The 25602-nt window shown below is 72.3% G+C and carries 14 protein-coding genes; 6 read left to right on the top strand and 8 right to left on the bottom strand.

Translation table 11 applies throughout. The features are described from left to right. Window positions 1-45: 45 nt before the first annotated feature. The 5 genes from GA0074692_RS11605 to GA0074692_RS11585 all read right to left on the bottom strand — a co-directional run bounded on the left by GA0074692_RS11605 (window position 46) and on the right by GA0074692_RS11585 (window position 3893). Entirely contained in the window at window positions 46-981 is a 936-nt protein-coding gene (locus GA0074692_RS11605; RefSeq protein ID WP_091643185.1) for a peptidoglycan-binding domain-containing protein, read from the bottom strand. Then, complete coding sequence (locus tag GA0074692_RS11600; protein ID WP_176738412.1) at window positions 978-1532, bottom strand: hypothetical protein; 555 nt, start codon at window positions 1530-1532, stop codon at window positions 978-980. The genes GA0074692_RS11605 and GA0074692_RS11600 overlap by 4 nt, the downstream gene beginning before the upstream one ends. Next, window positions 1529-2098, bottom strand: a complete 570-nt coding sequence (locus tag GA0074692_RS11595) for a MauE/DoxX family redox-associated membrane protein (protein WP_091643182.1) — start codon at window positions 2096-2098, stop codon at window positions 1529-1531. The genes GA0074692_RS11600 and GA0074692_RS11595 overlap by 4 nt, the downstream gene beginning before the upstream one ends. 7 nt (window positions 2099-2105) lie before the next feature. Beyond that, window positions 2106-2792, bottom strand: a complete 687-nt coding sequence (locus GA0074692_RS11590) for a hypothetical protein (RefSeq protein ID WP_218106631.1) — start codon at window positions 2790-2792, stop codon at window positions 2106-2108. Between the two features lie 141 nt (window positions 2793-2933). Further along, complete coding sequence (locus tag GA0074692_RS11585; protein WP_091643175.1) at window positions 2934-3893, bottom strand: hypothetical protein; 960 nt, start codon at window positions 3891-3893, stop codon at window positions 2934-2936. A 540-nt stretch (window positions 3894-4433) separates the two neighbouring features. Between GA0074692_RS11585 and GA0074692_RS11580 the strand changes: the two genes are divergently transcribed. Further along, complete coding sequence (locus GA0074692_RS11580) at window positions 4434-10379, top strand: LamG-like jellyroll fold domain-containing protein (RefSeq protein WP_141725244.1); 5946 nt, start codon at window positions 4434-4436, stop codon at window positions 10377-10379. A 14-nt stretch (window positions 10380-10393) separates the two neighbouring features. Next, window positions 10394-16042 (top strand): RHS repeat domain-containing protein, encoded by a 5649-nt coding sequence (locus GA0074692_RS11575; protein ID WP_091643171.1) that lies wholly within the window; start codon window positions 10394-10396, stop codon window positions 16040-16042. Here the strand turns inward: GA0074692_RS11575 and GA0074692_RS11570 are convergent. Next, the gene (locus tag GA0074692_RS11570) at window positions 15987-17093 is read right to left on the bottom strand and encodes a GlxA family transcriptional regulator (RefSeq protein ID WP_141725243.1); all 1107 of its coding nucleotides are present in this window, start codon (window positions 17091-17093) and stop codon (window positions 15987-15989) included. The two genes, GA0074692_RS11575 and GA0074692_RS11570, sit on opposite strands and share 56 nt — an antisense overlap. 603 nt (window positions 17094-17696) lie before the next feature. On the opposite strand from GA0074692_RS11570, the gene GA0074692_RS11565 reads away from it, so the two are divergent. The 4 genes from GA0074692_RS11565 (at window position 17697) to GA0074692_RS11550 (ending at window position 23747) form a co-directional block, all read left to right on the top strand. After that, a complete protein-coding gene (locus GA0074692_RS11565; protein ID WP_091643168.1) occupies window positions 17697-18992 on the top strand; it encodes a glycosyltransferase family 2 protein in 1296 nt (431 codons plus the stop codon). Beyond that, window positions 18992-20950, top strand: coding sequence for a right-handed parallel beta-helix repeat-containing protein (locus GA0074692_RS11560; RefSeq protein ID WP_091643165.1), 1959 nt, complete (start codon window positions 18992-18994; stop codon window positions 20948-20950). The genes GA0074692_RS11565 and GA0074692_RS11560 overlap by 1 nt, the downstream gene beginning before the upstream one ends. Next, window positions 20947-22236 (top strand): right-handed parallel beta-helix repeat-containing protein, encoded by a 1290-nt coding sequence (locus GA0074692_RS11555; protein WP_091643162.1) that lies wholly within the window; start codon window positions 20947-20949, stop codon window positions 22234-22236. The genes GA0074692_RS11560 and GA0074692_RS11555 overlap by 4 nt, the downstream gene beginning before the upstream one ends. 83 nt (window positions 22237-22319) lie before the next feature. Next, window positions 22320-23747 carry a UDP-glucose dehydrogenase family protein gene (locus tag GA0074692_RS11550; RefSeq protein WP_091643159.1) on the top strand — a complete coding sequence of 476 codons (1428 nt, stop codon included), beginning with the start codon at window positions 22320-22322 and terminating at the stop codon, window positions 23745-23747. A gap of 55 nt (window positions 23748-23802) precedes the next feature. Here the strand turns inward: GA0074692_RS11550 and GA0074692_RS11545 are convergent, their stop codons facing one another. Both GA0074692_RS11545 and GA0074692_RS11540 read right to left on the bottom strand, forming a co-directional pair. Beyond that, on the bottom strand, window positions 23803-25164 hold the full coding sequence (locus GA0074692_RS11545) for a permease prefix domain 1-containing protein (protein ID WP_091643154.1): 1362 nt from the start codon (window positions 25162-25164) through the stop codon (window positions 23803-23805). Further along, entirely contained in the window at window positions 25161-25535 is a 375-nt protein-coding gene (locus GA0074692_RS11540; RefSeq protein WP_091643150.1) for a PadR family transcriptional regulator, read from the bottom strand. Before GA0074692_RS11540 ends, GA0074692_RS11545 begins: the two co-directional genes overlap by 4 nt. Window positions 25536-25602: the final 67 nt, after the last annotated feature.

The raw sequence follows: 25602 nt of genomic DNA, 5'->3' as shown, positions 1-25602 counted from the left end.
GACGGGCGGCCCGGCCGGGGCGTACCGTCGTCGGTCGCTGACCGGTCACGTCGGAGCGCCGGTCAGGGTCCGCCAGGTGTTCGCCCCGACGATGCCGTCGGCGGTGAGCCCGTTCTGCCGCTGGAAGTCCCGCACCGCGCTGTCGGTCGCCGGGCCGAAGACCCCGTCGACCGACAGCCCGTAGGCGTGCTTGTTCAGTTGGCGCTGGGCACCCCGGACGGCGTGGCTGTTGTCCCCGGAGCGGACCGTGATCACGAGGGCCGGCCAGGTGGTGGCGTCGACGACACCGGTGGCCGCGAGACCGGCCGTCGTCTGGAAGCTCTTCACCTTCGTCTCGGTGTCGCTGCCGAAGATCCCGTCGGCAGTGGTCGTGTGGCCGCGCGCGGTCAGCAGGTGCTGGATGGTGTAGACGTTGGCCCCGGTGGCACCCCGTCGGACGGTGGGCCAGGCGTACGAGGTCAGACAGCCGCAGTCGGTGTTCCACCGGCAGATCGACCGCACCCAGCCCGAACTGGTCTTGCGGTACCCGTCGTGGCAACGGCGCTCGACCGAGCACGCGCAGGCGCCGCACGCCCCCTGGTAGCGCCACAGCCAACCGTCGTACGTCCCGGCGTAGCACTCGTTCGGCCGCAGGATCCAGGTGACCCCGTCGTTCTTGTGGAACCCGAGGTAGGTCCCGCTGGTGTTGCAGGAGTCGGCGAAGATCGGGCTCGGGCCGCAGCCCGGCGAGCAGTTGTGGTCGCTGGCGTAGCTGGGGCACCCAGCGTAGATCGTGTAACCGTCGGCGTACGCCCGCCGGGCCGCCGGGAAGACGCTGAGCGCGGCCATGCCCACCGCGGTGCCGGCCCGCAGCACGGCGCGTCGGGACAGCGTCCAGGCGGACCGGGCGCGGCTGCCGGTCCGCACCGGCGGGCGCCGGACCGCGGCTCCGGTCCCCGGGTCGACCCCGCGCAGGGCGGGAACGGCGTCGAGAGTGGTCATGCCCGGCCTCCGTGATGGCTCGTCGCGACGGCCGGTCCGGAGCCGCCGGGTGGTGGGCTGTCCAGGCTGTCGATCAGGCGGCGCAGTGCCGCGCGGGATCCGATCGGCTCGGCGCGGAGCACCCGGCCGGCCGGGTCGACCACGGTGGCGAACGGGGTGGCGAGGACGTCGTACCGCTCGAACAGCTCCGCCTGCCCGTCGAGCACCGTGATCGGCAGTCCGGCGGCCCGCGGCGACGCGCTGTCCCGGTAGAGGGCCCGGAACTCCGGGCCGCCACGGCTGACCCGCCCCGCCGCCTCGGCCAGCACCTCGCCGCAGGTCCCGCAGTCGGGATCCAGGAAGAGCAGCACCAGCGGAACCGCCAGCGGCGTCGGCGCCAGCCGGGCGAACCCTGGCGCCGTCGCGCCCGCCGGCAGGCCGACCGCCTCGGGAGGCCGCTGGACCATCCCGCTCGACAGCGCGTGCACCTGGCGTACCAGGCCGGACACCACGAGAGCCAGCAGGAGGATCGCGATCCAGCTCAGGATCAGCGCGCTGGTCTGGAAGCTCATCCGAGTCGGCCTCCTTCGGTCACGCCCGTGGGTCGGCTGACCGCCCGGGGTTGGTACATCGCGGACGGCAGGTGCCACAGCAGCGTGGTGAACGTGGCGGCGGCCAGCAGCACGACGGCGAGGGAGGTGTCGGCCTGTCCCCACCCGACGACCGCGCCGGACCGGGACAGGCCGACCAGTGCCAGGCCGGCCAGGATCGCGGCCCGCGCCACCACCCATCCGGTCATCGGCAGTTCCAGCCGGGAGCACCCGCACGGGCCACCCCGGCCGGTCGACCGGAGGTGCAGGCCGTAGCCGGCGTACAGGCCGAACAGCGCGGTGCCGCCGAGCAGGACGGCGACGCGCAGGCCGCTGCCGCCACCCCCGCGCAGCGCCACGATCCCGGCGCCGGCGAGCACCCCTTCGGCCGCGACGACGAGGACGGCGACCGTGGCCGGCGCCGGGAGCACCCGGTGCGCGGCCAACGCCCGGCCGAGCGCGGCCGGCTGCGACAAATGCTCGGCGACGGCGACCAGCAGGGTGAACACCACGGTGTACGTCGCCACGCTGGCCAGCAGTACGGACATCGGCGACCTACCGGACCGTCTGGACCCGGAGCCGGTCCACCAGCGTGGGCACCTGCTCCAGGTCGGTGTCGGCGAGCGGCACCAGGCTGAGCCAGGTGTCCGCCGTGGCCAGCACGAAGTAGGGCTTCCCGTCGGAGAGGGCGTCCCGGTAGAGCTCGCCGGCCTGGGTGCGCAGGCCCCGCCAGGACGGCAACCGTTCCGCACGCTCCCTGGTGAGCGGGGCCATCTCCAGCAGACCGAGCCCGGGAACCTCCTTGAGCACGGTGGCCGGTGCGGCGAACTTCGCGCCGCCTACAGAGGTCGGAAGCAGCGCGAGGCCGTCGTCGTGCTCCTCGACGCGCAGGGTCCGCAGCACCCCGAGGAGATGGGCGCTCGTCGCGCCGTACAGTTCGGTGAAGAAGGAGTGCCGGCGACCGCGCCAGACCGCCACGAGCCGGTCCTCGGTCAGCTTGATCTGCGGGTCGTAGGGGCGGGTCCGCGCGGTCAGCAGCGTACCGCCCTGGTAGGTGAGTTCCTCGTCGAACCGGTCGACGCCGAGTGCCCGGACCACGTCGTCCGCGAGCCCGGTCGAGCCGGCGGTGAACTCGTGCAGCCGGCCGTTGATCGTCACGTCGGCCACGGACGTGACCGGCGCGCTGAGATCGAGGGACCCGTCGAGCCGGAAACGGGAGCCGTCGACCGACCGATGGGTCACCGGTGCCCCTGCGGTTGCCATCCGACCGACCTCCGCCCGGGTCCGATGTTCCTGACGCCGGCATGATATCCACGAACTTTGATATTGCACAAGATCGATCGGTCTACCGGGCGGAGCCGCCCACCGATCCGATCGGTCGACCTAGTCGCCCTGCGGTGGATTGCGGATCAGGGAACCGGTGGCCGGGCAACGCTGCTGGTCCACCTCACCGAGGCAGGCCCACCCGGTGCCGGGAATACGCTCGAAGTACTGGACGGGCTGCCGTGGAATCGCCTCGGTGGTGAACGTGTCGGTGCCGCTCGGGATGCGTTGCTCGTGCGAGCCGGTCGTGTCGGTGTACGAGGCGACGATGTGCCAGTCGCAGGTGTGGGTGGACACCTCGGGCTGGATCCGGAAGGCCATGTTCGACTGACCGTTGCCCAGTTCGACGACGTTGCGGCGGAAGTACAACTGGCCCTGCGACTCGCCCTCGTCCAGGACGTACGGGCCGCGCGGCCGGTCCGTCGGCCCACCGGTCAGGTCCCACAGCAGGCCCTGCCGGGACTCGGCGCCGGCCGGGGGGATGTTGACGACGGTCTGCGCGGTTGGTGGACGGCACGAGTCCTTCACCGCGGTCATGCTGTTGATGGTGAGTCCGGCGGCGCGGTCGCTGTTCAGGTTCAGGTCGAACGTCTGGGCATCGCCGCGACGTTCGTTGCCGTCCTCGAACGGCGCTACATAGGACGCGTGCTCGACGATCCGGCCGCCCAGCGGTTCCAGGAACGCCCACACCTGCGGCGCCTCGCCCCTCATGGCGGTCAGGGTGGCCTGCTCGTCCTCGGTCAGCGGCCGGTCGAGCAGCACGGCGACGGCGTCGGGCAGGTACTGGTCGTCGAGGGGGGTGACGGTGGACACGAACGCGGGTTGCTCGCGGTCGACCGCCTGCTCGGCCTGCTTGTCCGAGCGCGCCCGGTCGGCGGCCGTCGACCGGTCCAGGAGCAGGTTGGTGTAGTAGGCGAGCAGCACGCCGACCACCACGACGACGGCGGCGACGGTCGCGTAGACGGCACGCTGCTTCGGCGGCAGCCGGCGGAACCCGGGCAGACGTTCGTCGGCCAGCACGGCCCAGGCTCTCGGCCCGGGCGACGGCTCTGGCGACTGCCCCGGCTGCTTGGACGGCGGCCCGGACGAAGCCGCGGACGACGGCTCGGGTGACTGTCCCGGCTGTCCGGACGGGAAGGCGGAGGACTGTTCGGACGGCTGTTCAGGCTGGTCAGACCGGTCCATGCCGCCAGTCTACGACAGGCCACCGTCGATGCCGTGGAGTCGACCGGGCGACCGGAGCCCGGTGACGACAGGAATCCGGACCCGTTCCGCACGGTTTCGGACACGATCGAGGCCGGCTCGTGCGGGGCGGCGGCGGGACGGCCTAGGTTCCGTGAGGCATCGACAGCAGTCGTGCCGTCGGGGGCCCCGGCCGCCGGATGCCGGGACGGCGGAGGCCACCGGTTCGACGTGGACGGAACCGTTCGATCCGACCGCGAGGGCGAGAGAAGTAGAGCCGAGCCGACGGGTGTCCGGCTTCGGCCCGGCAGGAGAGGACGCGACATGGGGCGGACCACGGGGGGCCGGGCAGGCCGGGCGTGGCGGATGGTGTCAGCCGTGGCAGCGGTGGTGCTGATGGCGGTGACGCCCGGCATGGTGGGCGGGCAGCGGCCCGGCCCGGCGGGCGCGGCCGGTCCCGTACGGGTGGCGGAGGCTCCGGACCAGGGCACGGCACTGCGGCTGGCGCGCGCGCAGCGTAGCCGGGTGGAGGCGGTGGAACTACGCAGCCCGACCCGGGCGGTCTACGCCGAGCCGGACGGCACGATGACCGCCGAGGTGACCGCCCGGCCGGTCCGGGCGAAGCTGCCGGACGGCCGCTGGGCCACCGTCGACACGACGCTGGTGCGCCGCCCGGACGGCAGGGTCGGCCCGAAGGCGGCGACCGTGCCGCTGTCGTTCTCCGGCGGTGGCAAGGGCGGGCAGATGGTCCGGTACGGCGACCCCAAGCGCCGGATCGAGCTGTCCTGGCCCGGAGCGCTGCCGACGCCGACGCTGGCCGGGGACACCGCGACGTACCCCGAGGTCCTGCCCGGCGTCGACCTGCAACTGCGCGCCGAGGCCGACGGGTACGCCCAGTACCTGGTGGTCCGGGACCGGACGGCGGCGGCGAATCCGAAGCTGCGGACCGTACGGCTGGGTCTGCGGACCACGGGGGTGACCGTGCGGACGACCCGGGCCGGTGGCCTGGAGGCCCGGGACGGCGGGGGAACCGTGCGCCTCGCCGCCCCGGTGTCCCAGATGTGGGACGCCGGCGCACCCCGCCGCGAGGCCACGGTGGGCGTCGCGGTCGAGCGGGGCGCGCTGGTGCTGCGGCCGGACCGGTCGTTGCTGGCCGACCGGGCCACCCGGTACCCGGTCACCATCGACCCGCTCTGGCACACCGCCGACAAGCAGTCCTGGACGTCGGTGCTCTCCGGCAACCCGGGGACGGCGTACTGGAACAGCAGCGGAAGCCCGCCGTGGGCGCAGGTCGGCCGGTGCTACGAGGACGGCACCTGCAACGGCATCGGCGTCGCCCGCACCTACTGGCACTTCGACACCAGCTTCCTCGCCGGTCGGCTGGTGGTCTCGGCCGACCTGCGGCTCACCGCCGTGCTCAGCCCGAGCTGCGGCACCCGTACCCACCGGGTGTACCTGGCCCCTGCCGCGATCAACTCCGGTACCACCTGGAACAACCAGCCCGGCCAGACCGGCACGGCGGTCGACTTCACCGCACCCGCCGTGTACACCGGCTGCGCGGGATACAAGGAGGTCGGCATCGGGGTGGCCGGGCTGGTCAACCGGGGCGGCACCACCACCTTCCAGGTCCGGGCCGCCGACGAGAACGACCAGTTGGCGTGGCGCAAGTACGACAACAACGCCAAGCTCACGGTCAACTTCAACCGGGTGCCGGACGTGCCGACCAACCTGGGGACCGACCCGCCGCTGGCGGCGCCCTGCCAGTGGTGCGGCGGCGTGCGGTACGTCGGCGACGACAACGTGCGGCTGATGGCCAAGCTGGTCGACCAGGACGGCGACCAGATGCAGTCGCTGTGGAACGTGAACGTCGGCGGCACCGTGTACCAGTCGCGGAGCGCCTTCCGGAACTCCGGCGAGGTGCACTCGTACACCGTCGGCACCGACGGCCGGCACGGCAAGGCCGTCGAGTGGGCGGTGAAGGCGGAGGACACCGTCGGGCACGGCGGCGACTGGGCACACGGCACCCGGTTCGTCATCGACCGGAACGCGCCGACGGTGAAACCCGTGGTGCGGGCCGTGCTGTACCCGGCGGACAACCGCTGGCACGGCGGGGTGAACGTGCCGGGCCGGTTCGTCCTCGAGTCCGGCGGCGTCAACGACAACGGCGTCAACGACGTCGACCACTACCTGTGGGGGTGGACGGACCCACCCACCAACAAGGTCGCCGCCAACGCGCTGGGCGGCACGGCCACCCTGGACCTCGTCCCGCCCGGGGACGGCCCCCGGGACCTGTTCGTACGCAGCGTCGACCGGGCCGGGCACCCCAGCCCCACCCAGCAGCATCACTTCTACGTCCGGGCCGGCAGCGGGCCGCTGGCCCAGTGGTCCCTGGACGGCAACGCCGAGGACACCGCGTTCCTCGGTGACCGCGACGGCGTGGTGGTGGGCGGCGTGACGTACGCGCCCGGCGCGGTCGGCCAGGCGGCCCGGTTCGACGGCGCGACCACGTACGTGACGCCGGAGAACGCGGTCCGCACCGACGCCAGCTTCTCCGTCTCGGCGTGGGTCAGGCTGGACAGCGCCGGCGCCGCGCGGGCCGCGGTGAGCCAGAGCGGCACCAACTTCGCCGGCTTCGTGCTCTGGTACCGGCCGGAGAACGGCGGCCACTGGGCGTTCGGGATGCCGAGATCGGACGCCAGCTACCAGGGCACCGACCTGGCGACCTCGGCGCAGCCGGCGCGGACCGGGGCGTGGACGCACCTGGCGGGGGTCTACGACGCCGGCCAGCGGGTCCTGCGGCTGTACGTCGACGGGGTGCTCGCCGGCACCGCCGCCCGGACGGTGCCCGACTTCAACGCCGCCGGCCGGATCCAGATCGGCCGCACGATGTGGAACGGCAGTCCCGGCGTGGACCACTGGCCGGGTCTGCTCGACGAGGTGCGGGTCTACGACCGGGTGGTGACCGCCGAGGAGGTGCGGGCCGCGGTCGGCACCGACGACGTGCGCGCCGGCCACTGGAAGCTCGACGAGCTGTCCGGCACGACCGGCCGGAACGAGGCGGCCGGCGGCGAGATGGTCGCGTTGCACGGCGACGCCGCGTTCACCGGTGACGGGGACGGCGACGGCCTGCCCGACGGCGGCGCGGTCGGTGGCGCGCTGCACCTGAGCGGCGACGGCCACGCCGCCACCACCGGCCCCGCCGTCCACACCGACCAGGCCTTCACGGTCGCCACCTGGGTCCGGCTGGAGCAGGCCCCGCCGGTCGGGCAGGCCGCCACCGCGGTGTCCCAGGACGGCACGGCGGTCAGCGGCTTCTCCCTCGGCTACCGGAGCCTCGCCTCCGGCGGTGTCTGGGAGTTCCGTACGCCGTCGGCGGACGCGCCCGACGGCCAACGTCCGACCGACCCGCTGGTGCAGTCCGCCGGGCAGACCGGCACCCCCACGCACCTGGCCGCCGTGTACGACCCCGACCCCGATCCTGCCGTCACCACCGATCCGCCGGTCATCCGGCTGTACGTCGACGGCGTGCTCGTGGGCTCCGCGAACCGGACCGGCGGGTTCGACGCCACCGGCGCGCTGACGCTCGGACGGGGCCGCGACGGTACGCCGGGGGCGTACTGGACGGGCTGGGTGGACGAGGTCCGGGCCTACAGCCGGGCGTTGAGCACCACCGAGATCCAGGCGGTGGTCAGCCGCGACGACGTGGCGCTCGGCGAGTGGCGGCTGGACGGCAACGCCGACCCGGTCACGGGTGGCCCGGCCGGTGTCCTGACCGGCACCCCGGCCTGGACGGGCGGACAGAGCGACGCCCCGGACCCGACCGACCTGGCGCTCCGGCTCAGCGGCGACGACCACGTCGGCCTGCCGCACACCGTCGACGTCCGGCAGAGCTTCTCGGTGGCCGCGTGGGCGAAGCTGGACCAGGTCGGCGGCACCGCGACCGTGGTGTCCCAGGACGGCAACCAGGTCAGCGCCGTCCAACTCCAGGCGATCCCGGCGGGTCGCTGGTCGTTCTCGATGCCGAGCGCCGACGCCGGTGGCGGTGTCGTGGACCGGGTGGACGGCACGGCGGTCCAGGCGGGCGTCTGGACGCACCTGGTCGGGGTGTACGACGCCCCGGCCCGACAGCTCTCCCTCTACGTCAACGGGGTCCGGGCCGGCACGAAGGCGCACCACCAGACCTGGGACCACGCCGCCGGTGGGATGCAGATCGGGGCCGGCCTGGGGAACGGCACCCGGCTGAACCGGTTCGTCGGCGCGGTCGACGACGTCGCCGTCTACGGCCGGACGCTGTTCGCCGAGGAGATCCGGGCGATGGCCGGCCGTGACCTGACCCTCGCCCACAACTGGCGGCTCGACGAGGGCAGCGGCAGCCAGGCCGCCGACGCCGTGGGCCGGCACACCGCCAACGCGGCCGGCGGGGTCACCCGGGTACCGGGTCGGCTGGGCAACGCCGTCCGACTCGACGGCACCGACGGCCGACTCGCCACCGGCGGCGTCGACATCCGCGCCGACGCCGACTTCACCGTCGCCGCCTGGGTGCACCTGGACAGCACCTGCCCGATCGGCGCCGACCAGACCGAGTGCAAGCTGGTCGCGGTGAGCCTGGACGGCGCCACCGGCGGGGCCAGCAAGTTCCGGCTCGGGCACTGGCGTGACCGCGACCAGCACGTCGAGGGCGTCTGGGTGTTCGAGATGCCGGAACCCGACGGCCGGATCACCAAGGCGGCCGTCCCGGTCCGGCCGTCGGACTTCGACACCTGGGTGCACCTGGCCGGGGTCTACGAGCGGACCACCGGGAAGCTGTGGCTCTACGTCAACGGCACCCGCAAGGGTGACGGCACCCTCAGCCAGTCGTGGACCACCACAGGCGGGCTGCAGATCGGCCGGGGCCGGGACGCCACCGGCGCCGCCGGCCAGTACTTCCCGGGCATGGTCGACGACGTGCGGCTGTACAGCGGCGGGCTGGACGACGGACGGATCGGCAACCTCTACCACTCGTACCCGGTGCAGTGCGGCACCATCGCGGACCCGAAGCCCTGCGCGCTGCCCACCGCCGGGGCGGGCCGGTGGCGCTTCGACGAGAACAGCGGCACCACCGTCGCGGACTCCTCCGGCCGGGCGTTGACCGCCACCATGAGCGGCGGGGCGGACTGGACCGGCGGCCGGATCAGCGCGGCCGGCCGGTTCGACGGGGCGACCGGACACGCGCGGACCGCCGGGCCGGTGCTGGACACCACCGGCAGCTACTCGATCTCGGCCTGGGTGTACGCGGCCACCGACAGCATCACCGCCAACCGGGTGATCCTCGCCCAGTCCGGCACCCAGGCCAGCCCGTTCTACCTCTACCAGGAGGCGGGCGGCCGGTGGGCGGCGGCCACGAGCAGCGGGGACTCGGCCACACCGACGCTGGTCACCGCCCTGTCGACCGAGCGCGTCTGGCCCGGACAGTGGACCCACCTCGGGCTGGTCCACGACGCAGGCGTCGGGCAGCTCCGGCTGTACGTCAACGGTCGCCTGTCGGCCGCCCAGACCGGTGTGACGGCCTGGGCCGCCAGCGGACCGTTGACCGTCGCGCTGGGCCGCTGGGGCGGCAGCGACGACCTGCACTTCTCCGGCGGCGTCGACGACGTGCGCGCCTTCGGCACGGCGCTGCGCGACGGCGAGATGAGCCAGGTGTACGCCGACACCGCGCCGACCATGCTCGGCAACTGGACGTTCGACGACCAGACCGTGCGCGACTCGTCGTGGCGGGCCAACCCGACGGCCGCCACCGGCACCGTCTCGTACGTGGACGGGGCGGTGGGCAAGGCGCTGGCGCTCGCCGACTCGGCCGCCGCGACCAGCGAGCGCCCGGTGGTGGTGCCGCTGTCCACCAGCTTCACCGTGTCGGCGTGGGTCCGGCTGACGTACGAGCCGGCGGTGCAGACGGTGGTGGCCCAGGACGGCACCCGGATGAGTGGCTTCGCCCTCCAGTACCGCCCGGAGCTGGACACCTGGGCGTTCGGGGCGTGGAGCCAGGACGCGGACGCCGCCGAGTTCACCCACGCCCGCTCCCGCGCGCCGGCCGTGCTGGGGGAGTGGACGCACCTGACCGGCGTGTACGACCACGCCGCCGGGCAGCTCCGCCTGTACGTGAACGGGGAACTGGCCGGCAGCCGGGACGGCGTCACCCTGTGGCCGGCGACCGGCGGGCTCTCGATCGGCCGCGGCACCCTGCGCGGTGCCCCCGCCCAGTACCTGACCGGCGAGATCGACGAGGTGCGCGTCGACCTCGGGATCGTGCCGGACAGCCAGATCGCCCAGCGGGCCGTCCGCGCGTGACCGGAGGAGGAAGCATGTCGTATTCGACCCCGCGCCGGTGGCTGGCAGCGGCCGTCACCGTCCTGACGGGCGCCGCGCTGGCGGTGGCGGTGCAGCCGTCGCCGGCCACCGCTGCCAGCCCGTCGGTGGGCCTGCCGAGCACTCCGTCGGTGCCGGTGACCCAGGAGACGATGGCGGCCCGACCGACCGACCCGGCGACCAGCCAGGCCCTGACCGGCGACCAGGCGGCCGGCAGCGGAGCGCCCGACGGCGGCGGCACCCCGACCGCCACACCGCTGTCGCCGTCGGCGACCTGGGCCGTCGCGGCGCAGTCCGGTGACTTCCAGTGGTCGTACCCGCTGCGGGTGCCGCCGGTGCCGGGCGACCTGACGCCGGATCTGGCGCTGTCCTACCAGTCGTCCACCGTGGACGGCCGGACCAGCGCCGCCAACAACCAGCCCTCCTGGGTGGGGGACGGCTGGCACCTCAACCCCGGCTTCGTGGAACGGTCCTACGGCGCCTGCGCGGACGACAAGGCCGGCGGTACCACCCCGCCGGTCACCGGCGACCTCTGCTGGCGCAGCGACAACGCCACCGCTTCGTACGGTGGCGGGGGTGGCATGCTCGTCTGCTGCGACGCGGACGGCCGGTGGCGGACCGCCAGCGACGACGGGTCCCGCATCGAGCGGCTCGACGGAGCCGGCAACGGCGACGACGACGGCGAGTACTGGAAGATCACCACCGTGGACGGGCTCCAGTACTTCTTCGGCTCCCGTCCCGAGGCGAAATCCACCTGGACGGCGCCGGTGTTCGGCGACGACGTGGGGGAGCCCTGCCACGGTGCCACCTTCGCCGCCTCCCGCTGCACCCAGGCGTGGCGGTGGAACCTCGACAAGGTGGTCGACCGCAACGGCAACACGATGCTGTTCAGCTACCAGACCGAGACCAACTCCTACGGGGTCAACCTCACCGACACCGCCGTCTCGTACGTGCGCGGCGGCTGGCTGGAGCGCATCGAGTACGGGCTGCACGCCACGGCGGCGGGCACGCCGGCCGCGCAGGTGGTGTTCGCGGTGGCCGACCGGTGCGTACCGGGCAGCACCTGCGTCGTCGAACGTCCCGAGAACTGGCCGGACACCCCGCTCAACCAGCGCTGTGTCGCCGCCACCTGTCCGGGCAAGCACTCCCCGACGTTCTGGTCGACCAAGCGGCTGGCCAGCGTCACCACCCAGGTACGGCGGGACGGCGCCCTGGCCGACGTCGACCGGTGGACGCTCGAGCAGGCGTACCCGAAACCCGGCGACGGGGAGCCGTCGGCGGCCCTCTGGCTGCGCTCCGTCACCCACACCGGGCTGGTTGGCGGCTCGGCGGCCCTGCCGCCGGTGACCTTCGAGGGCGCCGCGCTACCGAACCGGGTATACCAGGACGACCACCTGTCGCCGCTGCTGCGGTACCGGCTCACCGGGATCGTCGCCGAGTCCGGCGGGCTCATCTCGGTCCACTACGCCGAGCCGGACTGCGTGCCGGGCACGTCCATGCCCACCGAGGCGCACCGCAACACCCACCGGTGTTTCCCGGTGACCTGGAGCCGGCCGGGCCACGCGGAGCGGACCGACTGGTTCCACAAGTACGTGGTGGAGACCGTCACCGTCGGCGACCGGATCAGCAGCAGCACCGACCAGGTGTTCGCCTACGAGTACCTGGACGGCGCGGCCTGGCACCAGGACACCTCCGAGTTCACGCCGGCCGACAAGCGGACCTGGAACGAGTTTCGGGGCTTCGCCCGGGTCCGGGTCCGTACCGGCACGAGCGACGACCCGGCCGGCCCGGTAAGCCTCTCCGAGCAGCGGTTCTACCGGGGTATGCACGGGGACCCGCAGCCCGGCGGCGGCACCCGGTCGGTGACCTTCGAAGACTCGGAGGGCACCGCGCACACCGACCACGACTGGTTGCGGGGCCTGGAACGAGAGGCGATCACCTACCTCGGTGACAGCGCGACAGTGGTGGCCAAGACCCTCACCGATCCCGTCTGGCAGGGCCCGACCGCCTCCCGGGGCGCCTTCCACGCGTACGTCGTGCGGCCCGGCACCGAACGCACCTTCACCACCCTGGAGAACGGCCGGCGGGAGACGAAGGTGGTCACCGGCTACGACAACCGGGGTCTGGCCACGACGGTCGACGACCTCGGCGACGTCGGCACCGCCGCCGACGACCTGTGCACCCGGGTCACCTACGCGCGTAACACGACGCCGTGGCTGCTGTCGCTGCCGTCGCGGACGCAGACGGTCTCGGTGCGGTGCGCGGCGACCGCGTCGCCGCCCACCCACACCGTCACCGACCGGTACACCTCCTACGACGGGGAAGGCCGGGGAACCGCCCCGACGGAGGGCAACCCGACCCGGCTGGAGGTGCTCGACCGGTTCGACGACGACCAGCCCGTCTACCTGACCGAGTCCACCGCCACGTACGACGCGCACGGCCGCCCAACGGAGACCGCTGACGCGCTCGGCCGGCGGACTCGCACCGCATACACGCCGACGACCGGCGGGCCGACCACCGCGACGGTGGTGACGGACCCGATGGGGTTCACCACGACCACCGCCCTGGATCCGGCGGCCGGGCAGCCGGTCACCGTCACCGACGTCAACGGCCGGCGCACCGACACCGGGTACGACCCGTTGGGCCGGGTCGTCGCGGTCTGGACGCCGGACCGGCCGCGCGGGCCGGGTGTCGAAGCCGGCCACAAGTTCACCTACCTGGTCCGGCGGGACGCGCCGACCGTGGTGACCACCACCCGGCTCGGCCCGAACGGCACCTACGTCAGCGACAAGGAGATCTACGACGGGCAGTTGCGGCTCCGGCAGTCGCAGGAGCCCGCGGTCGGCGGCGGTCGGCTGCTGACCGACACCCGGTACGACTCGCAGGGACGGGCGTACAAGACCACCTCCGCGTACTTCAACGACGCGTCCATGGACGACAACCTGTGGCGGGCGTCCGACACCCAGGTTCCCGGAATCACCGAGGCCAAATTCGACGGGGCGGGCCGGGCGGTCGAGGCGATCTTCAAGAGCGGCGCGGTGGCGACCTGGCGCACCACCACCCGCTACGGCGGCGACCGGATCCACGTCACGCCGCGTGCCGGAGGCACCCCGACCACCACCGTCACCGACGCCCGCGGTCGCACCGTCGCCCTGCACCAGTACCGGGGCGGCACCGTCGACGGACCGTCCGACGTCACCCGGTACGCGTACGACCCGGCCGGGCGACTCACCACGATCACCGACCCCGCCGGCAACAGCTGGAGCTACCAGTACGACAAGCGAGGCCGGCAGATCCGGACCGACCACCCCGACCGGGGCGAGACCCGGATGACGTACGACGCGGCCGGGCAGCTCCGCACCGTCACCGACGCCCGCGACCAGACCGTCAGCTACGCCTACGACGACCGGGGTCGGCCGCTGCGCGTCCGCTCCGGCGACGCCGGGCCGCTGCTCGCCACCTGGACCTACGACACGGTGCCGGACGGCTTCGGTGGGGTGGTGAAGGGCCAGCCGGCGACCACGACCAGCTACGACGCCGACGGCAACGCGTACACCAGCGCCGTGCTCGCCTACACCGCGCGGTACCAGCAGCGGAAGACCGCCATCACCATCCCGGCAGCGCAGGGGGCGCTGGCCGGCACGTACACCTCGTACGCGTCGTACCACCCGGACGGCAGTCTCGCCGGGACGAGCCATCCCGGCGTCGGCGGCCTCTTCGACGAGGAGGTCTTCCACACCTATGACGACAGCGGCCGACCGCTGACCACGTACGGCGGGCCGGACGGGCAGACCGTCACCTACGCGAGCAGCACCCAGTACACCCGATACGGCGAGATGCAGCGCCTGCAACTGGGCACCGGCACCAAGCGGGTCTGGCTGTCCCGCTACTTCGACGCCCACACCCGGCGGCTGGACCGCACCATCGTGGACGCCGAACTGCCCCGACCGATGCAGTCGGACGTGCACTACACCTACGACGACATGGGCAATGTCACCTCGGTCGCGGACACCCCACTGGAGCAGCCGGCCGACGTGCAGTGCTACCGCTACGACCACCTGCGCCGGCTCACCGAGGCGTGGACGCCGGGCGGGGACTGCGCCGCCGACCCGACGACGGCCGGACTGGCCGGGCCGGCGCCGTACTGGCAGTCGTTCGCCTACGACCTGGTGGGCAACCGGCTCGGCAAGACCGAGCACACCGCCGCCGGCGACGTCACCACCGGCTACACGTACCCGGCCCCGGGCGGTGACCGGCCGCACGCGCCGACCGCCGTCACCGGCGCCGGCGCGCAGAGCTACGCGTACGACGCCGCCGGCAACACCACGGCGCGCGGCGACCAGCGGCTCACCTGGGACGCGCTCGGCCGGCTCGCCGAGGCCACCGAGAACGGCCAGACCAGCAGCTTCGTGTACGACGCGACCGGCCAGCGCCTCGTCCGCCGCGATCCCACCGCCACCACCCTCTACCTGGGGGACCAGGAGCTACGGCTCGACCACGCCACCGGCGCGTTGACCGGCACCCGCCACTACCGGCACGGCGGCACGCGGATCGCGGTGCGCTCCGCCACCGGCCTGCACTGGCTCGCCGGCGACCAGCAGGGCACCGCCCAGGTGTCGATCGACGCGTCCCGGCTGGCGGTGACGAAGCGCCGCTTCGACCCGTTCGGCAACCCGCGCGGCACCCGACCGGCCTGGCCGGACGAGCGGGGCTTCGTCGGCGGCACGATCGACGACAGCACCGATCTGACCCATCTCGGCGCCCGCGAGTACGACCCCCAGCACGGCCGGTTCATCTCGGTCGACCCGGTCCTCGGCAACGAGCCGCAACTGATGAACGGCTACGGCTACAGCAACAACAACCCCGTCACGTTCAGCGACCCGACCGGCCTGTACTGCGACAGTTGCGACTTCTACGCACACACCAAGGGCGAGTACAGCGTCTGGACGCCCGAGCCCAAGCGGAAGTCGTTCTGCGACAGCTGCGAGTACTACTCCCGCCGGGACGGCACCCGGAGTCCCTGGAACCGGCCCCGGATCAACCCCCGGCACCGGCCGACCGTGTTCGCCGAGAGCGACCGGATCAACAAACTCAGGGCGCAGGACCGGACGGCGGGCCGGATCACCGACGAGGTCGACAAGCTGCTGGGTGACCTCGAGGACGCCGGCATCAGCGCCGCCGTGGACGACGAGCAGATCCGCGCGGCCGCCGACCAGGTCGCCGCGAACCCCGAATGGTCGGCGTCCATCTGCCTCGAGTTCAGCGGAGCGGTCGTCTACGGCTTCGTCACCGAGGGGTGCGTCAACTTCGACTCGGTGGGGATCACGTTCAGCCAGTCGGAGAAGTGGGGGTGGGTCGTCGGGGCGGAGGTGCACGCCACCGCGGTCTTCCGGCTGAACCACTCAAGCGCCGCCGACGTGGCCAGTTCGAGCGGCGGAAAGGTGATCAGCGTCGCCACCGAAGGCGGGCTCGGCCCGTACGGGGGTCTGGAGCACGAGCAGAAGTTCCCGGTGCCCAACGACAACGCCGGTTCGATGGCGCTGAAGCTCGGAGTGGGCGCGGGCGCCTCGGTCGGCTCGCTGATGACCGTCACGTACGCCGAGAACTCGGGCTACCGCGTCCGGTGGGACGACCCGCCGCGGTAGCCGGGGGGACCGGAACCGGGGGGTTCGACACGTCGTCGTCCGACGTGCCGAACCCCCCGCTCGGCGTCGGGCCGCGTCGCGCGGCGGGGGCGGTGGTCCGCCGCTCGGCCCGGAAACGCGCGGGCGGCATGGCGTAGCGGGCGAGGAACGCCTGCCGCAACGACTCGGTGGACCCGAAGCCGCAGCGCCGGGCCACCGCGAGCAGGGGCAACGTGGTGGAGCCGAGCAGGTGTGCGGCGGCCTCGGTACGGACCTGACGCACGTACTGCGCGGGCGTCGTGTCCAGGTACGTGAGGAAGAGCCGTGACAGGTGCCGTTCGCTGACTCCGGAGAGGCGGGCGAGGGCGGCGGTGCCCAGGTCGTCGGTCAGGTGGCCGGCGATGTGGTTGCTGAGGCGGCGTACGACGAGGTCGTCGCCCGAGCACCGGGTCAGGAACATGCTCAGTTGCGCCTGCGTGCCGGGCCGTTGCAGGTAGGTGACCACGCCCAGCGCGACGCCCCGCGCCAGGGTCATGCCGTGGTCCTCCTCGATGAAGGAGAGGGTCAGGTCGAGGGCGCTGGTGACGCCGCCCGAGGTCGCGACGTCTCCGTCGCGGATGTAGATCGGCTCCGGGTCGACGAGGACGTCGGGATAGCGGCGGGCGAGTTGTTCGGCGTACATCCAGTGGCTGGTCGCCCGGCGGTTGGCCAGCAGGCCGGCCTCGGCGAGCACGGTCGCCCCGGTGCAGACCGACGCCACCCGGCGGGCCAGCGCGGCCAGGCGTCGCACGTGCCCGACCAGGAGTTGGTTCGCCGCCGCCCGCTCGTGGCCCAGGCCACCGGAGACGATGACGGTGTCGATCGGGGCCTGCCACCGCTCCAGGCTGTCCTGCCCCTGTAGCTGGAGTCCGGAATCGCAGGTGATGCTCTGCCCGCCGGGCGTGACCAGCACGGACCGGTACGGCGGGTTCGCGCCGATGCGGTTGGCGAGGTCCAGGCTGGAACTGACGCAGGCGATGTCGATCAGTTCCGCACCGTCGTAGCCGACAATGAGGACGATTCGTTCCCGCATCCGTTCACCGTACGTGTCGCGGCCGTCCCGCTCGGTCCGGGGTCGGCGTCCGGTCGCTGACCGCAGGCGCGTGGGGCGGGGCCGTCGCCGGGCTGACGTGCCCCCGGGTGCCGCGGGGAGGCCCGCCCGGCAGGGGAGCCGGTCGGTTGACCGGTCGACGCCGAACGTATCGCCGCCACCCGCCACCGGCCATCCGGCACCGACGGAAAGGGTCCGGAAAAGCGGATTACGGCGAATTCGGGAGGCCGTTTTCGGTCGGCAAAAGTCCCCTTGTCGCAAGCGCCGGGCCGGTCAACGGGTCGCGCGGATCAGCCATTCGGCACGACTAGCCGCTGAAACGTGCTCTTAACCACGCTTTTACTTTTCATCCATTCCTGCCGCCGACCGCGTTGCTAAATTCTGCGAGGCCCTATCCAGGAGATCATTCGCATCCCGCCTATTCGATTGTGGACGGACGGCGGGATGCCGTGCATCGACGATTAGGAACAATCACATACCGCCTCGTCAAGGGGATTGATGTCCGGATGTCTCCGCCCCTCCCACTGATGCCACGAGCCTGTCGCGGCACGCATGTAGCTGTTGTGTCCAACCGGGGAGCTGGTCGTGTCGGAGTATCTTGACGCAATCTGGTCGTGGATCGTCCAGGCGGTCGGCGAGACGTCGTGGCGCGAACTGATGCCGCTCGGTCTCGCCGGCATCTTCGTCTGGCTGCTCTGGCTCTACCGGGCGGTGCTCTCCCGCTTCGCCCGTCCGGTGGTCAACAACTTCCGGACCACGGTCTCGGTGGTCGTACCGGCCTACCGGGAGGACCCGGACATCCTCCTGGAGTGCCTGCAAAGCTGGCTCGCCCAGGGGCCGGACGAGGTCATCATCGTCCCGGACGTCGCGGACGTGGAGGTGCAGCGCCGCCTGGCCGCGGTCGGTGACCCCCGGGTGCGGGTGCTCGTCTTCAACCATCGGGGAAAGCGCTCCGCGCTCGGTGTCGGCATCCGCGCGGCCCGGTTCGAGACGATCGTCCTGGTCGACTCCGACACCCGGTGGCAGCCGGGTCTGCTCGCCGCCGTGCAGATGCCGTTCGTCGACCCGAAGGTCGGCGGCGTCGGCACCCACCAGAACGTGTACCTGCGGCAGACCAGCGTCTGGCGGCGGATCGCGGACTGGCTGGTGAACCTCCGGTACTACGACTACGTGCCGGCGATGGGGCGGGCCGGGGCGGTGGCCTGTCTGTCCGGCCGTACCGCCGCCTACCGCCGTTCGGCGATCCTGCCGCTGCTCGAGCACCTGGAGAACGAGTTCTTCCTCGGCCGGCGCTGCGTCGCCGGTGACGACGGACGGCTCACCTGGCTGGTGCTCGCCGCGGGCTACAAGACGGTGCACCAGCCCACGGCCCGGGCGCTGTCGATGTTCCCCAGCTCGTTCCGGGCCTTCGTCAAGCAGCGGGTCCGGTGGAGCCGCAACTCGTACCGCTGCTACCTGACCGCCCTGTACAAGGGCTGGCTCTGGCGGACGCCGCTGGTCACCAAGATCACGGTGCTGCAGATCCTGCTCACCCCCGTGACCATGGGGATGGCGCTCGGCTACCTGCTCCTGAGCCGGCTGGAGCTGACCGGACGCGGTGCCCTGCTGGTGGCGTTCTGGCTGCTCGCCGGACGGGGCATCCGGGGCTACTCCCACCTGCGCCGGCACCCGAAGGACCTGCTCCTGCTGCCGCTGCTCGCCCTCGTGGTCATCATGATCTCCCTGCCGATCAAGCTGTACGCGTTCCTCACCATGAACAAACAGGGCTGGCTCACCCGGACCAGCGACCAGGTCGGTGGCGAGGGTCAGGACGCGCAGTCCCTCAGACGACCGACCGTGGGGCGGCCCGTCCCCGCGCAGCAGGCCGGGGCGGTGCGGTGATGACACGTCGATCCGAGGGAGTCGGCCCGGCCACGACGGCCCGGCGGTGCGCCCGACCCGTCGGCCGGTTGGGCTCTACGGCGCTCGTCGCCGGCCGGTTGGGCTCTTCGGCGCTCGTCGCCGGCCTGTTGGGCTCGGTGGCGCTCCTCGCCGGCCCGGCCGTGCTCGCCGTCGCCGCTTCCGCACCCGCCGCCGCCAACACCGGACAGCAGGCGACCCGCCAGGAGGACGGCGAACGGCAGGCGGCGTTGGTGGCGGCCGAGGACCGTCGGCTCAACCAGGTCCGGGCGATCACCGCCGTGGCGCCGCTGCGGGGCGCGCAGTGGAACCGGCCGTACCGGCTGGACACCGGCAGCGGCTACACGTTGGTGCTGACCGAGCGGACCGCCCCGTACACGGTGGCGGACCTGCTGCGGCTCGCGCCGCAGACCTTCACCCGGCAGTCGGACGGCAGCTACCTGCTGACCGAGAACATCTACCTCAACTCCGGCGCGAAGCTGCAACTGGCCAACCCGGGCGGCCTGACCCTGCGGATGGCGAGCACCAAGGACGGCTTTGTCTCGATCGTCTCGTTCGGCGGCGGGCTGAACCTCGCCGGCACCGCGCAGGCCCGGCTGAAGATCAGTAGCTGGAACAAGGCCGACGGCGCCACCGACAAGGACCCGCTGGACGGCCGGGCGTACATCCGGGCCATCGGCGGGCAGTTCGCCATGTCGTACACGGAGGTCTCCGACCTCGGGTTCTGGAGCGGCCGGACCGGCGGGATCGCGTTGACCGGCACCGACCGGCCCAACACCGGCAACCTGGAGGGCCCGACCGACGTCGACTCGGAGGAGGAGGAAGAGAACGACCGGCTCCGCTCCGGCGAGGTCACCGCCCAGCCGAGCGGCAAGCTGGACACCCCGGACAGCCGGTTCACCGTGCCCAGCCTCTCCTACGTCTCCGGCCGGATCACCAACTCGACGGTCTCCGGCAACGCCTTCGGTATCTTCGTCTCCAGCGCGGACGGCATCGTCATCGGTGACACCACCATCCAGGGGAGCGCGAACGACGGACTCGTGTTGCACCGCTTCGTCACCGGCGCGGTGGTGGAACGGGTCACCGCGAAGAACAACAGCGGCGACGGGTTCATCCTTTCCCGGGCCACCCAGCAGGTCCGGGTCACCGGCTCCACCGCCGAGGGCAACACCGGCAACGGGTTCACCCTCAGCGGCGAGCCGCTCGCCCACGGGCCGTCCGCCTCCGGCGCCTCCGTCACCAGCTACGGCGGCAACTCGGTCTCCAGCAGCACCGCCCGCAACAACGAGCGCTACGGCGTGGAGGTGGTCGGCGGGCTGGACGTCGGGGTGCAGAACAACACGATCGAGGGTGGGGACATGGGGATCGTCGCGCGGCGGTCGACCCGGAACGTGAACATCACCGGGAACCAGTTGAGCGGTCAGGAGCGGCAGGGCATCGCGGTCCGCGACGGGGTCACCGGAGCGGTCGTCACCGGCAACGTGGTGACCGGGACGCGGACCGGCATCTACCTGCGCGACTCGGTCGCCGAGATCCGTGGCAACACCGTCCAGGACGTGACCAATCACGGGATCACCCTGGTCGGCAACGGCGAGGGAAGCACGGTCTCCTTCAACGTGGTCGCCGGCGTCGGCCCGAGCGCCATCGACACGCCCCGGTCCCACGGCGACATCGAGATCAAGGAGAACCAGACCTTCGCCTGGTACGACACCCGGTCGTTCTGGGCCAAGTTCCGCCACTACGCGAGCCCGATGACGCTGCTCTGGACCGGCATCCTGCTGCTCATCGTCTTCTCCGCGCTGCGGGGGACGGGCGCCCGGCGCAGGTCGGGCGTCCGCGACCCGTACGCGGACAAGCGGCCGGTCAGCGACGGCGTGACCCACGAGATCACGGCCGCCGCCGCGCGGGGCCGGGCGCAGGTTCCGGTGGGGGTCCGATGAGCGCCCCGATTCCGCCGAATCCGCTGGATCCGCCGCCGGGCACCGGGTGGCCGGCGGCGACGCCCCCGCCGGAACCACCCCACGGCGGTCCCGAGGTGCCGGCCGCCGCCGAGCCGGTGCCGGCCGGTGCCGCCCGGCCGGCGTGGCGCACCGTCTCCGGTGGCCTGCCGCTCTGGCTCGCCGCCAGCGCCTTCGTGCTCGCGCTGATCACGCTGGTCGTCACGGTGTTCGACGGCGACGCCGCCGACCCCGGGCCGGGCGCCGGGCTGTCCGGCCCCACCCGGACGCCGACCGGGTCGGCCCCGGCGGCGCCGTCCGAGCCCGAGCCCGTGCCCACCACCGCACCCGCGTCGCCCTCGGCGGCGGGCTCCGTGGCGGCGCCGGCGCGGGCCACCACCACCTGCCCGGCCCCCACGGTGACGGTCAACGACGCCTCGTCGCTCGCCGAGGCACTGGCCACCGCCGCGCCGGGCACCAGCATCCGGATGGCCGGCGGTGTCTACGCGGACCGGTTCGTCGCCTCGACGGCCGGCACCGAGGCACAGCCGATCTTCCTCTGTGGCGCCGCCGACGCGATCATCGACGGGGGCGGTGTCGACGGCGGATACGGCTTCCACCTGGACGGGGCGAGCTACTGGCGACTGGTCGGCTTCACCGTCCGCAACTCGCAGAAGGGCGTGATGGCCGACGGCGCGCAGCACGTGGTGATCGACGGTCTGACCGTGGAACAGATCGGTGACGAGGCGATCCACCTGCGCAAGGCGAGTTCCGACAACATCGTGCGCAACAACACCGTCCGTGAGACGGGCAAACGACGCGAGCGGTTCGGTGAGGGGATCTACGTCGGTTCGGCGGAGTCGAACTGGTGCGAGATCAACGGTTGCGCACCGGACGCCAGCGACCGGAACGTCATCCAGGGCAACGAGATCACCGCGGTCACCGCCGAAGCCGTCGACATCAAGGAGGGCACCACCGGCGGGGTCGTCTCGGGGAACACCTTCGACGGCAGCGCGCTCAGCGGCTCCCACGCCGACTCCTGGGTCGACGTGAAGGGTAACGACTGGACCATCGAGAACAACATCGGGCGGAACTCCATCGAGGACGGTTTCCAGACCCACGAAATCCTCGAGGGCTGGGGAACAGGAAACGTCTTCCGGGGCAACACGGCCGAGGTGAACGGCCCGGGATTCGGCTTCAATCTCACCCCGGTCAACGACAACCGGGTCAGTTGCGACAACAAGGTGACCGGCGCGGCAAAGGGCCTCGCCAACGTCGACTGCCACTGACCGGAATTCCGACGGATGCCCGCGGGCGGCTGTGCCGCCCTGGGCGTATCTCCTCGACCAACAAGCTGACGGAGGCCACACCCGTGACCATTCCCTATCCGACCACCGTGCAGACGCCGGCGATACCGGCGCTGACGCCGCCGTCCGGTGCGCCCCGGCCCCGGCTGACGTTCCTCGGGACCGGGTACCTCGGCGCGACGTACGCGATCTGCTTCGCGGAGCTGGGCTACGAGGTGATCGGCTTCGACGTGGACGCGGAGAAGATCGCCCGGCTCGCCGCCGGCCAGGTGCCGTTCCACGAGCCCGGCCTGGACGAGCTGCTGCGGCGGAACCTGGCGACCGGCCGGTTGCGCTTCTCCACCGACATGGCCGAGGTGGCCGAGTTCGGGGACGTGCACTTCATCTGCGTGGGCACGCCTCAGCGTCCCGGGGGGATGGGCGCCGATCTGTCGTACGTCGAGTCGGCGGTGACGGAGCTGTCGCAGCACCTGACCCGCAAGGCTCTCATCGTCGGCAAGTCCACCGTCCCGGTGGGCACCGCCGAGTGGATCGAGCAGTTGGTCGAGAAACACGTCCCGGCCGAACTGGGCGTCGAGGTGGCGTGGAGCCCGGAGTTCCTCCAGGAGGGCTTCGCCGTCGAGGACGTCCTGCGACCGAACCGGGTCGTCGTCGGGGTGCGGTCGGACTGGGCCAACGGCATGCTCTACGCCGTACACAAGGGGGTTTTCGACCTCGCGGTGACCGAGGACCGCGAGGTGCCGCTGGTGGTGACCGACTTCGCGACGGCGGAGCTGGTCAAGGTCGCGGCGAACGCCTTCCTGGCGACGAAGATCTCGTTCATCAATGCGATGGCGGAGGTGTGCGAGGTCGCCGGCGGCGACGTGACCCAGCTCGCCAAGGCGATCGGGTACGACCCCCGGATCGGCAACCGGTTCCTGCAGGCCGGCATCGGTTTCGGCGGCGGCTGCCTGCCCAAGGACATCCGGGCGTTCCAGGCGCGGGCGCAGGAGCTGGGGGCCGGTGAGGCGCTGCGGTTCCTGCACGAGGTGGACCTGATCAACCAGCGGCGCCGGGCGCGGGTGGTGCACCTGGCGGCGGAACTGCTGGGCCGCCGGTCGGGCCCGGCCGGCCCGGACCTGTCGGGGACCCGGGTGGCGGTCCTCGGGGCCACGTTCAAGCCGAACTCCGACGACGTGCGGGACGCGCCGTCGCTCGCGGTGGCGGTGGCGCTGCTCAAGGCGGGCGCCCAGGTGCGGGTGTTCGACCCGGAGGGAATGGCGAACGCGCGGCGGGCGCATCCGGAGCTGACCTACGCGGCGGGCATGGCGGAGGCCTGCCAGGACGCGGATCTGGTGTGCGTGTTGACCGAGTGGACCGACTTCCGCAACGCGGACCCGGTCGCGTTGGGGGAGATCGTGGCCGGTCGCCGGGTGGTCGACGGCCGCAACTGCCTGGACCCGGGGATGTGGACACGGGCCGGCTGGGAGTACCGGGGCATGGGCCGCCCCTGACGATGGGCCTGCTCGGCCCGGTCGACGTCGGACCGGGCCGAGCACACCGGTGGGGTCAGGCGAAGTCGAACAAGGGTGGGAAGGCGAGGACGACCATCCAGGCCCAGGCGGCGTACACCACGACGTACCGGGTCTGCCAGCGCTCCAGGCGGCCGAAGGGCATCCGGCCCCGGACGAAGCCGAGGAACAGCCAGGCCGACCAGGCCAGGTTGGCGAGCAGGATGACGTTCTCGCCGAGGGCGGCGGTCTTGTTGGGGCTGAGGCCCCATTCGGTGATCCGGCCGGTGATGGCGAGCAGCACGATGGCGTCGATGACCAGGGCGCTGACGACGAGGACGAGTTGCAGGCGGTCGAAGAGACCGGGCCTGGCCGTGAGGTCACGGGCGGAGATGGCGTACAGCAGCAGGCCCAGCACGACGACGAGCAGCAGGTCGAAGAGGATGAGCACGTCGCGCTCGACGTCGATGCCGTTGCTGGTCCAGACGAAGGCGCCCAGGAACGCCAGCAGGGCGGTCGCGAACAGCGGGGTGAAGACGCGGGTCAGCACCGGCGCCATGTTCTCGATGACGCTCTGCTTGGCCTCCACCAGCCAGGCCGCCACGACGACCGCGGCCATGGCCCCGCACGGGAGCAGCCACAGGGAGACGAAGTCCTCGACGTCGAGGCCGATGGCGGCGAAGACGTTCACGGTGACGGCGGTGAGCACGCCACCGCCCAGCGCGAGCAGGACGAAGTAGATGAACCACTCCCCGGTGAACCGGATGAAGTCCATCCGCCGTCGATCGGAGCGCCAGTCGCCACCGGTGTAGGCGACGCCGACCACCAGCCACAGCGCGAGCGGCAGGTGGATCGCCGTGAGCACGGTGCTCTGCGCGTCGTCGGCCAGCGGGTACGCGTTCGCGGCCACTGCGGCGAGGACGAACAGCACCGCGAGCACCCCGACGACGCGCAGGCCGACCCGGCGCTGCCAGACGAAGTACGCGGCCAGCGCGGGCAGCGCGAAGAGGCTGATGTTTCGGGCGTAGAAGCTGCCGTCGTCGTCGAGGTCGGTTCCGAACCAGCTCGGCACCTTGATCGCGAGCGCCGCGACGACCGCGCAGAGCACCATGACGGGCAGTTCGCGGCGGGACCGGGCGGTGGCGGGCGTGTCCGGCTCCCCGGGCAGCACGAGTTGCTTCCACAACCGCTCGGAGTGCTCGCGCGCGAACTCCCGCGACAGGGCGTCGAGGCTGCCCATCCGCTTGACCGCGATCAGGAACGCCTCGTCGGTGCGCAGGCCGCCCTCGGTCAGCTCGGTGATCCGGCTGCGAAGGTGGTCCTCCAGCTCCTCGGCATCGGCGTGGTCCAGCTCCCGGCGGCGGTGCATGTACGCCCGCCACTCGGCGATCTGGCCCTCCAGCTCGTCGTCGACGGTCATCGTCCCGCCTCCCAGGCCGGTGCCATGATCGGCGTGATGCCCGGCGTCGCGCTCCAGACGCCCCGTAGCGCGTCGACGACGGCGGCCCACTGGCGGCGCTGCTCGGCGAGTTCGGCCCGGCCCTGGTCGGTGATGCGGTAGTACTTGCGGCGTCGTCCGCCGGGCGGAACCTGCCAGGTCGACTCGACGTGGCCGAGCCGCTCCAGGCGGTGCAGCAGCGGGTAGAGCAGGCCGTCGGTCCACTCCAGTTTCCCGCCGGACAGGTCGTTGACCTGCTTGAGGATCGCGTAGCCGTAGCTCTCGCCCTCGGCGAGGATGCCCAGCACGAGCGGTGTCGCGGAGGCCGCGACGAGGTCTTTGGTGATGTGCATGCGACCGCCCCAAACCCTAGAAGTGCAATGCATAGTAGTTCTAGGTATTGTGGCGGCGCAATCAGGT

It is taken from the genome of Micromonospora pallida, assembly GCF_900090325.1.
In the GTDB taxonomy this organism is placed as follows: Bacteria; Actinomycetota; Actinomycetes; order Mycobacteriales; family Micromonosporaceae; genus Micromonospora; species Micromonospora pallida.
The sequence above is the reverse complement of the archived record's forward strand: the minus strand, read 5'-3'. Positions and strand labels throughout refer to the sequence as shown.

What these genes read in the sequence shown, in the direction of transcription:
- GA0074692_RS11540 (WP_091643150.1), bottom strand. Translation starts at nt 25,535, where the DNA reads ATGCACATCACCAAAGACCTCGTCGCGGCCTCCGCGACACCGCTCGTG.
- GA0074692_RS11545 (WP_091643154.1), bottom strand. Translation starts at nt 25,164, where the DNA reads ATGACCGTCGACGACGAGCTGGAGGGCCAGATCGCCGAGTGGCGGGCG.
- GA0074692_RS11560 (WP_091643165.1), top strand. Translation starts at nt 18,992, where the DNA reads ATGACACGTCGATCCGAGGGAGTCGGCCCGGCCACGACGGCCCGGCGG.
- GA0074692_RS11595 (WP_091643182.1), bottom strand. Translation starts at nt 2,098, where the DNA reads ATGTCCGTACTGCTGGCCAGCGTGGCGACGTACACCGTGGTGTTCACC.
- GA0074692_RS11605 (WP_091643185.1), bottom strand. Translation starts at nt 981, where the DNA reads ATGACCACTCTCGACGCCGTTCCCGCCCTGCGCGGGGTCGACCCGGGG.
- GA0074692_RS11570 (WP_141725243.1), bottom strand. Translation starts at nt 17,093, where the DNA reads ATGCGGGAACGAATCGTCCTCATTGTCGGCTACGACGGTGCGGAACTG.
- GA0074692_RS11575 (WP_091643171.1), top strand. Translation starts at nt 10,394, where the DNA reads ATGTCGTATTCGACCCCGCGCCGGTGGCTGGCAGCGGCCGTCACCGTC.
- GA0074692_RS11600 (WP_176738412.1), bottom strand. Translation starts at nt 1,532, where the DNA reads ATGAGCTTCCAGACCAGCGCGCTGATCCTGAGCTGGATCGCGATCCTC.
- GA0074692_RS11555 (WP_091643162.1), top strand. Translation starts at nt 20,947, where the DNA reads ATGAGCGCCCCGATTCCGCCGAATCCGCTGGATCCGCCGCCGGGCACC.